The sequence below is a fragment of the Fibrobacter sp. UWH4 genome, assembly GCF_900142475.1.
Taxonomy (GTDB): Bacteria; Fibrobacterota; Fibrobacteria; order Fibrobacterales; family Fibrobacteraceae; genus Fibrobacter.
In genome coordinates this window covers 57,768-72,928 of the sequence record NZ_FRAY01000003.1, presented here as the reverse complement: position 1 = coordinate 72,928, position 15,161 = coordinate 57,768, and the positions used below count along the sequence as shown (strand labels likewise).

General features: G+C 51.2%; 15 protein-coding genes. 3 read left to right on the top strand and 12 right to left on the bottom strand.

The genetic code is table 11. The annotated features are described in order from the left end of the window. Positions 1–76: 76 nt before the first annotated feature. From BUA93_RS05675 to BUA93_RS05625, 12 genes are all read right to left on the bottom strand, one after another. Positions 77–1,039, bottom strand: coding sequence for an adenosine kinase (locus tag BUA93_RS05675; RefSeq protein ID WP_072978206.1), 963 nt, complete (start codon positions 1,037–1,039; stop codon positions 77–79). After that, entirely contained in the window at positions 1,039–1,881 is an 843-nt protein-coding gene (locus tag BUA93_RS05670) for a rhomboid family protein (RefSeq protein ID WP_254793874.1), read from the bottom strand. The genes BUA93_RS05675 and BUA93_RS05670 overlap by 1 nt, the downstream gene beginning before the upstream one ends. 61 nt (positions 1,882–1,942) lie before the next feature. After that, positions 1,943–2,527, bottom strand: coding sequence for a pantetheine-phosphate adenylyltransferase (gene coaD, locus BUA93_RS05665; RefSeq protein ID WP_072978204.1), 585 nt, complete (start codon positions 2,525–2,527; stop codon positions 1,943–1,945). A gap of 85 nt (positions 2,528–2,612) precedes the next feature. Next, complete coding sequence (gene rsmD / locus BUA93_RS05660) at positions 2,613–3,161, bottom strand: 16S rRNA (guanine(966)-N(2))-methyltransferase RsmD (RefSeq protein ID WP_072978203.1); 549 nt, start codon at positions 3,159–3,161, stop codon at positions 2,613–2,615. A gap of 6 nt (positions 3,162–3,167) precedes the next feature. Beyond that, positions 3,168–4,181, bottom strand: a complete 1,014-nt coding sequence (locus BUA93_RS05655) for a hypothetical protein (RefSeq protein ID WP_072978202.1) — start codon at positions 4,179–4,181, stop codon at positions 3,168–3,170. Further along, positions 4,178–5,092 (bottom strand): type IV pilus biogenesis protein PilM, encoded by a 915-nt coding sequence (pilM, locus tag BUA93_RS05650; RefSeq protein WP_072978201.1) that lies wholly within the window; start codon positions 5,090–5,092, stop codon positions 4,178–4,180. The genes BUA93_RS05655 and pilM overlap by 4 nt, the downstream gene beginning before the upstream one ends. 37 nt (positions 5,093–5,129) lie before the next feature. Next, on the bottom strand, positions 5,130–5,597 hold the full coding sequence (locus BUA93_RS05645; RefSeq protein WP_072978590.1) for a ComEA family DNA-binding protein: 468 nt from the start codon (positions 5,595–5,597) through the stop codon (positions 5,130–5,132). A 39-nt stretch (positions 5,598–5,636) separates the two neighbouring features. Next, complete coding sequence (locus BUA93_RS05640) at positions 5,637–6,338, bottom strand: 3-deoxy-manno-octulosonate cytidylyltransferase (protein ID WP_072978200.1); 702 nt, start codon at positions 6,336–6,338, stop codon at positions 5,637–5,639. Positions 6,339–6,368: 30 nt separating this feature from the next. Then, positions 6,369–6,656 carry an Asp-tRNA(Asn)/Glu-tRNA(Gln) amidotransferase subunit GatC gene (gatC, locus tag BUA93_RS05635; RefSeq protein WP_072797429.1) on the bottom strand — a complete coding sequence of 96 codons (288 nt, stop codon included), beginning with the start codon at positions 6,654–6,656 and terminating at the stop codon, positions 6,369–6,371. A 149-nt stretch (positions 6,657–6,805) separates the two neighbouring features. Next, positions 6,806–9,331, bottom strand: coding sequence for an ATP-dependent helicase (locus tag BUA93_RS05630; RefSeq protein WP_139257813.1), 2,526 nt, complete (start codon positions 9,329–9,331; stop codon positions 6,806–6,808). Positions 9,332–9,553: 222 nt separating this feature from the next. After that, positions 9,554–9,700 (bottom strand): hypothetical protein, encoded by a 147-nt coding sequence (locus BUA93_RS16185; protein WP_175547376.1) that lies wholly within the window; start codon positions 9,698–9,700, stop codon positions 9,554–9,556. A 113-nt stretch (positions 9,701–9,813) separates the two neighbouring features. After that, positions 9,814–10,767, bottom strand: a complete 954-nt coding sequence (locus BUA93_RS05625) for a hypothetical protein (protein WP_139257811.1) — start codon at positions 10,765–10,767, stop codon at positions 9,814–9,816. 321 nt (positions 10,768–11,088) lie between these two features. Between BUA93_RS05625 and dnaG the strand changes: the two genes are divergently transcribed. The 3 genes from dnaG to BUA93_RS05610 all read left to right on the top strand — a co-directional run bounded on the left by dnaG (position 11,089) and on the right by BUA93_RS05610 (position 15,136). Further along, positions 11,089–13,290 (top strand): DNA primase, encoded by a 2,202-nt coding sequence (gene dnaG / locus BUA93_RS05620; RefSeq protein WP_072978198.1) that lies wholly within the window; start codon positions 11,089–11,091, stop codon positions 13,288–13,290. 104 nt (positions 13,291–13,394) lie between these two features. Then, a complete protein-coding gene (gene sufC / locus BUA93_RS05615) occupies positions 13,395–14,141 on the top strand; it encodes a Fe-S cluster assembly ATPase SufC (protein ID WP_072978197.1) in 747 nt (248 codons plus the stop codon). Beyond that, entirely contained in the window at positions 14,141–15,136 is a 996-nt protein-coding gene (locus BUA93_RS05610; protein ID WP_072978196.1) for a SufD family Fe-S cluster assembly protein, read from the top strand. Before sufC ends, BUA93_RS05610 begins: the two co-directional genes overlap by 1 nt. Positions 15,137–15,161: the final 25 nt, after the last annotated feature.

The window sequence follows — 15,161 nt, the reverse complement described above, 5'->3', positions numbered from 1 at the left end:
TCTTTACAATCCTGCAAAATAAAAAGGCTAAAAGAAATCTCTTAGCCTAATTTTTTAATCAAAATGGAAAAATACACTAGCCGCGAGCAGCCAAGATGCGCTTCCAGCCGTCTTCGGGAATCTGGGCGCCCATCACCTGGACCACTTCGTTACTCACGACGCTGCCGAGGTTTCCACTGCGTTCCATATCCCAGCCGTTCATGTAGCCGTACAGGAATCCCGACGCCCACAAGTCGCCGGCACCGGTGGTATCGATAGCCTTGGCAGGGCCCGCCTGCACATGTACCACCTTGCCATCTTTCGCTATCAGGGCACCGCGCTTGCCGATTTTCACCACGGCAACCTCCGCCTTCTTGGCAAGTACATCGAGAGCGGCTTCTTCCTTGACACCAGCGTATGCATAGGCTTCGTCTTCGTTTGCGATGATGATATCGATCATGCCTTCGGCAAAGAGTTCGTCAAAGAGTTTGCGGCAGGCTTCCACCACGCCAAAGCTGCTAAAGTCGAGAGCTGTTTCTACACCAAGGCTGCGGGCCAAGGTGAAGGATTTCTTGAAGCAGTCGGCATTAAAGGCGCGGTAGCCTTCGGCATACAGCAGGCCTACGCCATCGTAAAGGGCCGGTACAAAGTCATCACTAGCGAGGAAATCGGAGGCTCCCAGGTAAGTCCACATGGAACGCTGCGCGTCGGGCGTCACTGCAGAAAAAACGCAACCCGTGGCAGCGTCGCTTAAGCCGAGCTTCGATTCCACACCGTTATTCACCAAGTGCTTCTTGAAAATGTCACCCAGTTCGTCGTTGCCAATTTTCGAGATAAAGGCAGCCTTGCCACCCAGACGAGAAAGGCCCACCATGGTATTGCAGGTAGAACCACCCGGCACGCGCAGCGGATTCTGGAGAGCACCCAGGAACTTTTCCATCTGAGGCCAGTCCACCATGTTCATGCCACCCTTCTGCACTCCTTGAGCGGCAATCCAGGCATCATCTACATTGGCCAAAATATCGACAAGGGCTGCGCCCATACCTAAAACTTTCTTCATTAGAAGCCTCCTCTGCGACGGCGCAACTTTTCGCTCGCCTGTAATAGAAATTGACGTTCGGACTCGTTCAGCGAATTGATTCCTTCGCGATTGACTTTCTTCAGGATTTCATCCATCCGCTTGTTTTCGTCCACATAAAAAACTTCACCCTCGATGGCATCGGAATCTTCACGCGGCTTGCTTTCGGAACGGCCGCCCTGATGCACCGTAAACTTTGGGCCACGCATTTTTTCAAAAGCCTTACCGAGGTTCCCGAAGCCACGTTCGTAAAAATGCATATAAAGGAATCCGCCTACGACACCGCCCAAATGGGCAAAATGCGCCACGCCATCTCCCGAATGCGCCATGAACACGTCTACCGCGACCATGAACCACATCGCGTACTTGATTCGCATCGGGAAAAAGAAGAACATCAAAAGCATCCGGTTCGGGAAGAACTTGTAGTACGCCACGAAAATTCCCATCAAGGCTCCCGAAGCCCCAATAATCGGGCTATTCGTCATACCGAGCCAGAACATAGCCAGACTGAACACCGCCGCAAAAATTCCGCAGAAAAAATACATTCCCGTAAAATGCTTTGTCCCCATCATATCGGCCACTTCGCTACCGAACATCCAGAGCATCAGCATATTGAAGAGGAAATGCCAGAAATCTACATGCACGAACATGTAAGTTACAAAGCGCCAAGCCTGCTCCGGGGCAAACGGCCAGAAGGCACCAAAGTAGGCAATGTATTCGGAAATGCTACCATAACCGAGGCCGGGCAAATTCAGGTGCAACCCGAGAATGTTGCCGCCAATGAACGCCAGTGCAAAAACGACCGCGTTAATGATCAGCAGCACTCGAAGGACTTTGGGGAGAAATCTGAAAGGTCTCATAATTATTGTGTCATCCTGGAGCGTGTCATCCTCGAAGCGTAGCGGAGGGGAGACGGGATCCAGCGCTGGATTCCCTCCCTTCGGTCGAGAATGACTGAGTTGAGGAATCAATAGTTGATGTTATTAATAAAGGAAGTACATCTTCAGGGACATATTTCGCAAGTTTCGTGCGGCCTTCTTCGCTGCCCGCGATGCCAACTTTCAAGAGTTCACGCACTACGGTGCTAGATACCATCAAGTGTTCCGGAGCGCTAGACAAGAAAACCGTTTCGCATTCAGGGTAAAGGTTCTTATTGTTCCAGGCAACCGATTGTTCGTATTCCACATCGGCGGCCCCGCGGATTCCGCGCACCAGGAAATTCGCCCCGACGCGTTTCATAAATTCCACCGTAAGGCCGTCAAAAAATTCCACCTTCACATTCGAAAGCCCGGCAACCGCTTTCCGCACCATCTCGGCGCGGGTAGCCTCGTCGAAGTAGTATTTCTTGGAGGCATTCACCGCCAAAAGCACATAAAGTTCGTCAAACAACGCTGCGGCGCGCTTCACGATATCGAGGTGCCCTAAGGTAAACGGATCGAACGACCCTGCAAATACGGCGATTTTCTTCATGACTACAATTTAGAAAAGTAGAATGTTAGAAATTGGAAGAAGGAAGTTTTTATTCAAAAAAAATCTACTTCCTTCCGTCTACAGTCTACTTCCTGTAAATCACAAGTGACGATTCGCCGTAGCGGCGGACCTGCACCGTTCCCGCCTCGTCCGCTTCCTTCACCCATGCAGGCAAATTATGGCTCGGCGCTTCGAACACGGCTACACCACCCGGATTCAGCCATTCCCAATAGGGTCGCAGGTCAGGATAATCCATATCCTTGAACGGAGGGTCGGCATAAATCAAATCGAACCCCTCGTTTGCACAAAGTGAATCCTTGTCGAGCGCAAGAGCGTTCTTTTCTAACAAAGTAAGTCTAGATTCCAAGGAAAGCGCCTTGTACGCCTGCAACACCAACCGCGCCTGGGCATGAGCCATTTCTACAGCCACAACACTTGCGGCTCCGCGGCTGAGAGCTTCAATCCCCATAATGCCCGTCCCCGCAAAAAGGTCAAGCACACGGAAATTTTCGACTCCCTGCAAGATATTAAAGAGAGCTTCCCTCGTACGGGAAGCCGTCGGTCTAGTCTTGGAAGTATCCGGAGAAGGAACGTTCCTTCCCCGCATGAGTCCACCGGTAATGCGAATAGGCATATTCCGCTACTTGACAACAAACATTTCGAATCGTGTCGTCGAGAACATGTCTCGCTTAGCCTGCTTCAGTTCGATGTTCTGGATACCCATACGCACCGGAGAAGCCGAGAAGGCCACCAAGAACGCCTGCAGGTCGCTGAAGTCCGACGAGGACGTTACCTTGTATGTATAACATTTGTAGACGCCGAAATCTTCGATGACAGGCTTATCCAGCCCGGCCAACTGAACCTTGCTTGTGGATGCCAGCGTCTTGAGAGCCTTGACTTCGCCAGCCACTTCCGCAGAAGAAACAAAACTCGATACCGACGCCATATTCACGTTATTCACGTTGTACTTACCAAAAGCAGTAATGTCCGTCGCCGGAGCGTTTTCAGGCAGAGGCAGAGTCCTGAAGTCGGAGCTCACCGCACGAATTCGTTCCAAGAAAGACTTCTGGGATTCAGACTTCGCAGCTACGCCACGCAGGTAGAAATAGTTCGGAGCCTGGAAGATGCAATCCGAGAAACCCACATCATCGGGAGTCGTCGTATTGAGGAACGCAACGAACTGTCCGACCGCGGCCTTCTGGAAAGAAAGCTTTTCAAGCGGCAAGAAGGAGTTGTAATCCGTACGCTTGTTGTTGAACAGGACCTGCGGATTGATTTCACCCACGACCTGCTTCACCGTAATGGCATCGCGGTCGCGCTTGATCGCTTCGGCAGCAGCGGCCTGAGCTTCGAGCGAACCACCAGCGGAAGTCCGCTGTCCTTCGCCCATCATCAAAGCAGAGCGGCTAGGATCGTCCGCACCGATCAAAGACAGATACTGGGCCGGCAGAAGTCCCTGCAACGGAGCAGGAACGCCAGCAACACTCAAGAAGCAGCTGAAAGCCACAACCACGAACAGGGCGGCCAGAGCCACCGTCAGGGCCTTCTTGCGAGACTTCTTCTGCAAGTCAGCAACGCTCGTCACATGGACCGGAGCGACGTTTTCCGCTTCGACCAGACGTTCAGCGGCATCAATCAAATTCAAATGAATCATACACCCTCCATCACATTCAGGGCAGCGCCAATCGCACCGGCGCAAGAAAGCACAGCGGCAGAATCTTCCGCCTCGGTAGGCAGTCTAAGGTTCGAGAAGGAATCCATCGGGATCACCTGACAGTCCGAAAGCTTCTGTCGAAGCTCCTCCACGAACATCATGTCATTTGCCATATCGCCGCAAAGCCTGATCTGCTTTGTCACGATGGCGGCATTTTCTTCCTGGGCAACGCGAATCTGTTCGGCAATGCCCGACACCAGGAACTGGTAAGCCTCTTCCTGAGTCTTGTTCACCAGCGAAAGCGTCGAGACGCAGCGGAGCGCCTGGAGGTTATCCTTGGTGAGCCAGAGCAGCGTCACGCCGGCGTAGTCAGCCTTCACCACGCAGGTCAGTTCAGTCACGTTTTCCGCAAAATCAACAAGATTCATGATCGAAAGCACGTCGACATCCATCGCCTTCGGAGCGAGCATCTTGCTACGGAAGCCCTTGCGCAGGTTATCAACCCACTTTTCACGCACGGCAATCAGCATGACCGTAAAGCCAAGCGATTCCTCGCCACTCAAAATCTGATAGTCGATGATATAGGCGCTCGCCTCGGCATTGGTAATCAGCGAGACATACCACTTGATGTAGTCGTCCATGTTCTTTGCCGCCTCGGGAGGGACAAAAACTTGACGGACAATGGACCTAAAGGCAGGGATCGAAACCGACACGGCATCGACCGATTCAATCTGGCAGTATTCCAACCAGTTCTGAACGGCCGATTCAAAAGCGTAAACGTCATCGAGCGGACTGGTCTCCGTATCCAAGACGGCCGTCTTGAGAACGCGACGTTCGGTCCCGTCCACAAGAGCCACTTTGAGGTTTGCGTCCCCCACTTCGACACCCATGTAAATCTTCGTATCACTCATATTATCAACGACTTATGTAAAAATGTACACCCTAAAACTAATCAAAATTTACACCGGAAATCATGTTTTCCAATTTTTTCTTACCAATTCCAGGCACTTTTTGCAAATCTGCACCCGATTTGAAGGGTCCGTGGGCCTCCCGGGCCGCAATAATCTTCTCCGCAAGCTTCGGGCCCACCCCTTTCAGGGCACAAAGTTCGTCGACAGAGGCTGTATTAATGTGAATAGGCAAAGCCACTTTTGGAGCCGTTTTTCGCATTCTAGGATGTTTTTCTTGAGTTTTTTGTCCGGAGGAATACCCAATGGAGTCAATTTTTGACACAATAGAGTCAGACGAGAGATTTCCTCCCGCATTCAAGGCCAGCGAATCGGCGGACACAATCAGGGCATCGCCCACCTCAAAGGTGTCGATGGAGGGAAGCCCCCAGGGCAAATAACGCATCACTATTCCAAGGACCAGCAGACAGAGTGCCAGCCGGACCACGTTTTTCTCGGGACCATTCATAGGATAACCTCCATGGTTACCCTCGACCACCAGTTGTTGTTAAATCACCCTCGTCAGGGCAGCCTCTACGGCCGCCACGTCAGAAGGAACATCCACCGAAACAGACGGAAACGGGCTCTGGACAATACGAATCGGGCGTTTGCCCAAAACGCGCATCTGCTCCAGGGAACGTTCCTTTTCCACTTCACTTTGCGGCAAAGACGAGAACTCATCGCGGCACCGCCTGGAATAAGCATAAATGCCCTGATGCTGGAACCAGCGGGAAGCGTCCTCAACCGCTACCGACCGGGTAAAATCCAGCGCATAATCGCCTTTCACCAAAACTTTGACGACCGTCTTCAGTTCAGCCTCGGCCGGATTCAGCGGGCACGCGACCGTCACCCATTCGTCGGGATGACTTTCGAGTGCAGACGCCACATCTCGGAGAACGGACGGTTCCACCAGGGGTTCGTCCCCCTGCAAGTTCACCACCAAGTCCAGGCCAAGCGCCTGCGCCGCAGCGGACACGCGGTCGGACCCCGTTGCGGCAGGCCCCGTCAACACAAACTCAAATCCCGCCCGAGAGACTACCCCGGCAATTTCTTCGGAATCGGTCGCACAGACAATACGGTCGAAACATTCCGCCCGCACCGCACGTTCCATCGTGCGCACGATCATTTCTTTGCCGAGAATTTTAACCAGGGGCTTTCCGGGAAAACGGGACGACCCCATACGGGCAGGAACTATGCAATGCACAGCCATAAAATTCCGCACCCCAAAGCAGATTCGGGACTAACCGCCAATCACCTTCGGAATGGCGAAGTGGTCGTTTTCGACCGCCGGGGCATTCATGAAAGCCTTTTCGAGCGAGAAACCCTGCACCGGAACATCTTCGCGGAGAATGGTCGCGCCGTTTTCGACGGCGGTCATCGGTTCCACGTCAGAAAGGTTCAGGGCCTTAAGGGCTTCCAGATGGTTCAGCATCTTGTCCAGGTGACCCTTCACGGATTCAATATCTTCTTCGGCGACTTCGAGCCTAGAAAGCTTCGCGAGTTTCAAAACTTCTTCACGTTCGAGCATAAAACCTCTTTTCTTACGACCACAAAATAGCAAATAATCTAGCCCAAAAAGCAACTCTGAGTTGCATAATCAATTCGGATTTCAGATTTCGAAGTTCGGAATTATAATTTTCAGCTTAAAAATCCGAATTTTGAATTCCGCATTCCAAGTTAGCCGACTATTTGCAGCGCCGCATACTTCAAAATAATGGTGCGAATCGTCGGATCGTTACCGAATCGGACATCCACGCGGGCATTGTCGCCCGAGCCGTAGCACTTGACAATCGTCCCGACGCCATACTTGGAGTGGCGTACACGGACTCCCGGATGGAACGGATTCTCGCTAAATTCGTCGAAGACTACACGCGGGCCGGACGGTTCCGCGGGCTTAGGCGGAGCCGCCACCTTGATCGGATTACGGTAGACGATGCGCTTGTCGTTCTTCTTCACGGAATTCGGGATAGAAGGCCGGCTAAAGCCGTGCGAGCCGAAGTTGTTCGGGCGCGAAGAACTGCCGCCAAAGCTACCCGACGGTCTATGCGGGAAACTGGGCGGAATGTTCGGGCGCGGCGGACGCGAGAACTGTTGACCCGAGAAATCCTGATTGAAGTCGTCGCCACCGAAGCTAGATCCTCCAAGATGACGAACGTTTTCATCCACAACAGAAGGATCCATTTCAGACAAAAATTTTGATTTTGCAAAGCGCTGACTAGAGCCCTGGAAAAAACGACCATCGATATGATATAAATAGAGCTTCTTTTCTGCGCGAGTGCAGCCTACATAAAACAAGCGACGTTCTTCTTCGATCTGCTCATTCATTTCAGAAGTCGTCATCATAGAAGATGATCGTACCAAAGGGAAAATGCCTTGATCACAACCAGCTATATGAACCGTATTAAATTCAAGCCCCTTTGCCATATGAATCGTCATAAGCGTCACCTGGCCCTTGGAATTATCCACCTTCTTGTCGGCATCGGTCAACAGAGAAATGTCCTGTAAGAACGCATCGAGAGTCGCCCCCGGGTGTTCTTCATCAAATTCACGGATGGCATTCACCATTTCGTCCAAGTTACCGATACGTTCGTCGGCAGTAACTTCATCTTCCTTACGCAAGAATTCCTTGTAGCCCACATCGTTGATGATGCGTTCCGCCAAAATCGGGAGCGGGGTCTCGCCTGCGGCAACAAGCGCCTTCCAGCTAAGCACCATATCGGTGAAGCCCTTGAGCTTGGGGGCTGTACGGCCGACACTGTTCGCTTCGGCGAGCAAGTTTTCCCAGAAGGATCCTTCGCCGTTGCGTTCACGTTCCAAAATGTTTTCTACAGTCGTCTTGCCAATGGCTCGCGGAGGCGTGTTGATTACGCGCAAATGAGCAGCATCATCACGTTCATTCGCAAGTAGGCGCAAGTATGCAAGAACATCCTTGATTTCCTTGCGGTCCCAGAACCGCATGCCGCCGAAAATGACCGACGGAATGCGGCGGTCATTCAGCGCCTTTTCCAGGGCGCGGGACTGCGCATTCGTGCGGTAGAACACGGCCGTCTTCGCATAAAAGTCAGGTCCTGCCTTCGCAATCGTATCAGCAATAGCATTTGCTTCAGCACTTTCCAAAGGAAGAACAAATCTCTGACCAGGATCATCATTTGCTATAAATTGACGCACATGAATGAGTTCGCCCGCATCTTCCTTGGAGAACACATTCTTCTGCATTTCTTGCGGACGGATGTTGTGCGCAATCACAGAACCGGCACCTTTCACGATGTTTGCCGTGGAGCGGTAGTTGCGTTCAAGCTTTACAATCGTCACCGGGGCAAAGTCGCGGTGGAAATTGCGGATAATATCAATATTTGCTCCGCGCCAGCCATAAATACTCTGGTCGTCGTCGCCCACCACCGTCACGTTCTTTTTTTCGTTTATCAGCAACTTCAGCAGTTCGTACTGAACATCGTTGGTGTCCTGGTATTCGTCCACTACCACATAACGAAAACGATACGCAAGTTGTTCCGCAAGTTTAGGAATCTTTTGCAACATATAGACGGTATTGAACAGCAAGTCATCGAAGTCCATCGCGTTCGATTCCTTGAGGCGTTTCTGGTATTGAGAATAATACTCCGCATTTTTCAATTCATCAGGGTATGTTGCCAACTGCATGACAACATCCGGCGTCTGTAATTGCGCAAGGCTTCCCTTCTTTAAAACAGAATTCTTGTACTTCGAAATTGCCGCATGCAACTTTTTGACCTCGGAGGCTTCAAAGTTGTCGCCCAAGTCTTCCTTCAAGATTTCCTTGAGGATCCGTTTCTGGTCGTCATCGTCGTAAATCGAAAAATTGCCATCGTACCACTGACCGCCCATGGCGGCCACCACCGATTCCTTCGAAAGGCAAAGCTTCAACAGGCGCAGGCACACGGAGTGGAAAGTCCCCATCCAACTGAAGTTCATATTACAATCAAGTAACTTCTGGATACGCGACTTCATTTCACGCGCGGCCTTGTTCGTAAACGTCACCGCCAAAATACGGTCCGCCTCAACCCCGTGTTGCGAAACGAGGTGGGCAATCTTATAGGTAATGCAACGCGTCTTTCCCGAACCTGCACCCGCCAAAATCAGCATCGGCCCGTCAATTTTCTTGGCAGCCGCCGCCTGCTCCGGGTTTAATTCACGATCAAGAACTGCACCATCTACAATGTTTGCCATCAAGCGCTCCTATATGATATACGGATGTGCAATATAGCTAAGGAAAAGTATGACTTTCGTGTTGTGGAAGGAATGTGAACAGGATTTGGCATAAGGAATGGTTGAACGACCTGTCGCAGTCCTTTTGTTTAAAAAATTAAACGTAAAACGGCCTTTCAACTCCAAAGTGCTACTTAGCCGGCACAAAACTGCCAGTAACGCTCATATTTGGGATAGAAGACATTAGTCTGACTTGCCGATTTCATCGGCATTGTTCGCCGGGGAAACCGCCGGATTCACGAAGGGTCGCTGGAGATAAGCAGCATTCGGGGGTTCAAAAAATTCGTCGTTCAGAAAAGGGAAAAGGTCCTTGCCATCTGTCTGCGGCACCGTGGACAAGCACTATATTGTACCTGTCCACGCTTTCCATGGGCCAAGAGGCATACAGGCTGTTTGCCAGAACCAGGGCGAACAGGGTGATTATTTTCTTTTTCATATTTGTTTTACTCTTGATTTAAAGGGGCAAAATAACGTTGATCGCGATATCTGGCTACCGGTTTTTCCGAAATCTGCCAATTACTATCGGTGGAAAAAATCAAATCGTTCGTGCGGTAAGCATTGTATTTTTCCTCAAAATTCGAATATCCTGCATTTATGTATTTTCCATTAAATCTTGTCGAATAAAACTCCTCTTCGCAAGAATCTTCCCTATGCACAGCGACCGTATCCGTCTGGTTTCTCATGATGCCAAATTCACAGTAATTCTCCGAGATAAAGTTGAGAGTCATCAAATCGTCCTTAAAATATTGTGCATCCTGCACACTATCGGGCCAACCGGCCTCTTCTTTCGTAATCTGCGTGATAGTTTTCGCAGCTGTGTCTAGCAGGGCAAATTTGTCATAATACTTAAATAGGAACTTACCATTTTCCCAAGTGCGCATAAACGCAGCGTGAAGGGATATAGGCAATCGTCCGTTCACCCATTTAGCCTTTTTCAGAACAGGATTCTCTTTTATTTTCCAAACATAATATTCAAGCCACTCATTTCCATTTCTACCCAAATACAATACTGTGGAATCACTCAGCGGCTCAATCTTCAAACCGGAGCACGAATCAATAAGTCCTTCCCAATAATTATATTCCGTCTCTCGCGTATCTACCAATCGCATTCCCATCTTGGTACAATCTTCCCTGTCAGCTCCACTGCTCCATTCGTAACGTTCATAGTAATGCACCGCCAAAAGCGCGGTCGTATCACTAACCATGACAAAACTTTCATCCTTTGCCGACCCCGATTCAACGAGTTTCGGCTCTTCCCCAAGATATTCGCACCCACACAAGCAAACGCATGCGAGTGCGAGAATCAAGGCCGTAAGCGGCCAAAACTTTCCAATCATGGATGAAATCTCTTTACAACTTTCTTTCATAATAGCACCGGTGTGATTTTTATCACACATAAATATATCCAATATTTAGAACAAAGTCAAGCCAGATTGAAAGATGCAATCTTCTGAGTAATAACAGTCTTCAATTCCTATGCTTCTTCCATCATCGCATAACGATGTTCATATCTGGTCGCAGGCATCAATAAAACCAACCACTTCCACCCCGCCGAAACCCTTATTCCACTCTGTCCCGTCAGAACAGCCACACATGCACACTCAAGCAACAACAGCAGCAAGTAGCCTTTTCTGTATTATTTCAACAACTTTATTCATCGGGCAGCCTTTTCAATTTATTTTTATGAAAAAAAATCAATTTTTTTTACATTTATCCCCGTGGCGTTCTACTCAAACGAAATCATTCAGCAGCTCAAGGCCCATGCAGACATCGCATCGGTCATCGAGAACTTTGTACCGCTGAAACGTTCGGGTAACGGACGCTTCCTTGGCGTCTGCCCCTTCCACGACGACCGCAGCCCATCGATGAACGTAAACCCGAGCCTCGGCATTTACAAGTGCTTTGCCTGCGGCGCGGGTGGCGACGTGTTCAAGTTTGTACAGGAACACGAAAAGATGGACTTCAAGGGAGCTGTTGAATGGGTCGCCAATTTTACCGGCTTTGCCCTCCCCCAGCTAGGCGCCCCCGAAAACAACGAAAAGACCGAAGAACGCGCCATGGTCCGCAGGCTAAATGAACTCGCCTGCGAATGGTTCGAACAGGAACTTTCACGTTCTCCCAAGGCTCTCGAATACCTTTCAAGCCGACACATTACCGACGAGACTCGCAAGCGATTCCATATCGGATACGCTCCCGACGGACGAGAAGGCTTTATCAGTTACGCCGTGAAGAACGGTTTTTCTCCGCTAGACTGCGTGAAAGCGGGGCTTGCGGTCCAAAAGGAAAATGGTGGCATCTCGGACAAGTTCCGTGACCGCCTGATGATCGCCATCCAGAATATGTCGGGCATCATCGTTGCATTCGGCGGCCGCGACCTCTCTGGGAAAAGCCACGCCAAGTATATGAACAGCCCCGAAACAGAGCTCTATCTCAAGAGAGACATCCTTTTTGGGCTGTACCATAGCAAACAAAGCATCGCCAAAGAACGCGAAGTGATTATTGTCGAAGGCTACTTTGACATGATCAGCCTTTTTCAGGGGGGCGTCACCAACGTGGTGGCCGCCTCGGGAACCGCCCTTACCGACCTGCACGCAGGCATTCTCGCCCGCTACGCCGAAAAGGCATACCTTGTATTCGACGGTGACGAGGCAGGTAGAAAAGCGACTTTCAACAGCCTAGCTATCGTACTCCCCAAGGGAATCGCTCCACGCATTTTTGCACTTTCGCGCCCAGACGGGACCAAGATCGATCCCGACAACTTTGTAAACGAGTTTGGAGCAGATGCATTCAGAGAAGCCCTCAAGGGATCCGAGGACTGGCTTTCTTACCTGATGCGAATTCGCGACATGGAAAGTCCCGAAGAACGCGCAAAGCTCGTCACCTTCGCGAAGTCGCTTGTCAAGAGCATCCCCGACCACGAACTGCGCAACCAGTACGTGAAACTGATTTCGGAACGATTCAACACGGACCGTTCACTCTCGCAGGTAAAGGCCCTAAAGCCACAAAAAAGTTTTGATGAACGTCGCCCCGCCCACGGAAACGGCACTCCTAACGCAAACGGCGAAAACGCAGAGGTCATCCCGCAGCTGGAACAAGCGGCAACCCTAAACTGGGCCTCAATTCCCCCGATGGAAATCCGCTTTGCAAACCTGGTGCTCCGCAACCCGACGCTGATGGACCGCGCCCTGGAATACTTCGATATGGACTGGGCCGCAAGCGGAATCCAGATGTTCGAATCTCCGGTAGTCGAAGAATTCGTGAATTCCGCAATCGCCCTGTACGCCGAAACGGGAGCCATGTCGCCCCAGCTGCTTTACGACAACGTGTCGCCCACGCTCAAGCTGTTCCTGGAAGGGCTTCCCGAAGAAAAGTGGAAACCGCCCCAGGAAATTGTTGAATTCTACCAGACGCTCACCGTTCTTTCGACCAAGCTCTGCGACCGTCAAAAGCACCAGATTCCGCTGAACACCAACGAGGCCGTCTCGGTGCGTATGCAGATGTCCAAGTTTACGCAGGGAATGCAGAAACTGAACAACCTGTTCAACGCCGAAAAAATCAACATCGACGCCTTTGCCGACCAGGTAGTACGCAGCAGGACTCCCCTGATGCAATTCCAGGCCGCCATTCAAAGCGGCGAACCCGTTCAGACCGAAGTTGCCCCGTCCATTCCCACGCAGGTCGCCGCACCTGCTGCAGCACCGCAAAATACGCAGCCTAGCGCAGCACCGTTTGTCGCCCCGCAACCCCAGCAGGTCCCTGCAGAATACGCCGAAGAGCAAATGTCTGCAAACGAGCCTGCCACGAACAATGACGAACCGCCCGAAGGTTTCGAGCCTCCCCCGCCCTCCGATGACGACGAGGAAGCCTACTCCTACGGCAATGACGACAACTTCAACGAAGACTTTGACGACTTCGGATAAACCGTTCGTCTGATTATAAGAAAAATTGATAAGACACGAGCCGCAAGTTTTTCTAAATTTGTGCCGTAAAAATTGATTCTAGCGCAAAAAGCGCCGGAGGTAATATGCTGTCCATCAAGAACCTGAAAGCAAGTATCGAAGACGGAACCCAAATTTTGAAGGGTATCAACCTGGAAGTCAAACCGGGTGAAGTTCACGCCATCATGGGCCCGAACGGGTCTGGCAAGAGTACGCTTTCAAAGGTAATCGCAGGCCACCCCGCCTATACCGTGAACGAAGGTTCCGTGACTCTCGACGGCAAGGACCTGCTCTCGATGGAAATCTGCGACCGCGCCAATTCGGGTCTCTTCATCAGCACGCAGTACCCCACCGAAATTCCGGGCGTGAACAACGTGGAATTCTTGCAGATGGCGCTCAACTCCAAGCGCGCTTACCAGGGGCTTGAACCGCTCGCCGACGCCGACTTCAAGAAGCTTTGCGAAGAAAAGATGGCCATGCTCGAAATGGACGACCGTTACCGCGACCGCGGCGTGAACGACGGCTTTAGCGGCGGCGAAAAGAAGCGCAACGAAATTTTGCAGATGGCGATTCTGGACCCGAAGGTATCGTTCCTCGACGAAACGGACTCGGGCCTCGACATTGACGCTCTCCGCATTGTGGCTCACGGTATCAACCAGATTATGTCGCCCGAAAAGGCGGTGATTCTGGTGACGCACTACCAGAGACTTCTGGACTACATCAAGCCGACTTACGTGCACGTGCTTCGCCACGGTAAAATCATCCTGAGTGGCGGCCCGGAACTCGCGCTTAAGCTCGAAGAACAAGGCTACGACTGGATCGAGGAAAACTAATGGACGCCATTACCCGCATTAAACAATTGGGAATGCCGCGTCGCAATAACGAATTGTGGACGTTTTTCCCGGTCAACAAGATTCCGAACATTCTGAGTGCGGACGAGAATTGCCGCATCGCAGACGTATGCTCCAGCAACGAAGACTTCACATACGAAGAAGACTTTGCCGCCCTTTTGCCGATTGTATGCAACGCCCGTGAGCTCGTGAAGACGATTGATGACGGCGAAAACGAAATGGCGATGCTCAAGTGCAACAACGACTTCGGCCGCACGGTCTTGAACATCGGCAAGAATGCGAAGGCAAGCATCGAAATCCTTGACAACAAGGTGATGCACGAAATTTGCGCCGAGCGCTTCGACATCAATGTTGCCGAAGGCGCCGAGCTCGAAATCTTTTTTGCAAACCCCGCAAACGACTTGCCGCTGACCTTTAGGCATTTCGACATCAAGCAGGCCGCGCATTCTACGGTGCATTTCGCGAACGTCTTGCAAGACGCAGGCATTGGCCGCATCAGTGCATGCGTCGAATTGAACGGCGAAGGCGCCAACTTCGATTACCGCAGCCTGAACATTCTGAAGGGTACGGCTTCAAAACACCAACGCCTGACGATTTTGCATAACGCCCCAGAAACGGTGAGCACGCAATTTGTTCGTAACATTCTTGACGAAAACGCTTACGCCAGTTACGACGGCCATGTGGTCGTGGGCAACAGTTGCAGCAAGGTGAATTCGAGCCAGCTGGTAAATACGATTCTTTTGAGCGACGGCCCGAGCGTTTCGGTGAAGCCGGTGCTCAAGATTTACCACGACGACGTGGAATGCACGCATGGCAATACCGTGGGCGAACTCGACAAGGATCAGATGTTCTACTTGACGAGCCGCGGAATTCCCTCCGACAAGGCCCGTGCCATGCTCACCAAGGCTTTTGCAAAGGAACTGTTCCTGGAATTGCCCGAAGGCCCCGCCAAAAAACGCCTGATGCAGGTAATTTAGAGGTTCCCAAATCGAGATTTGCAAG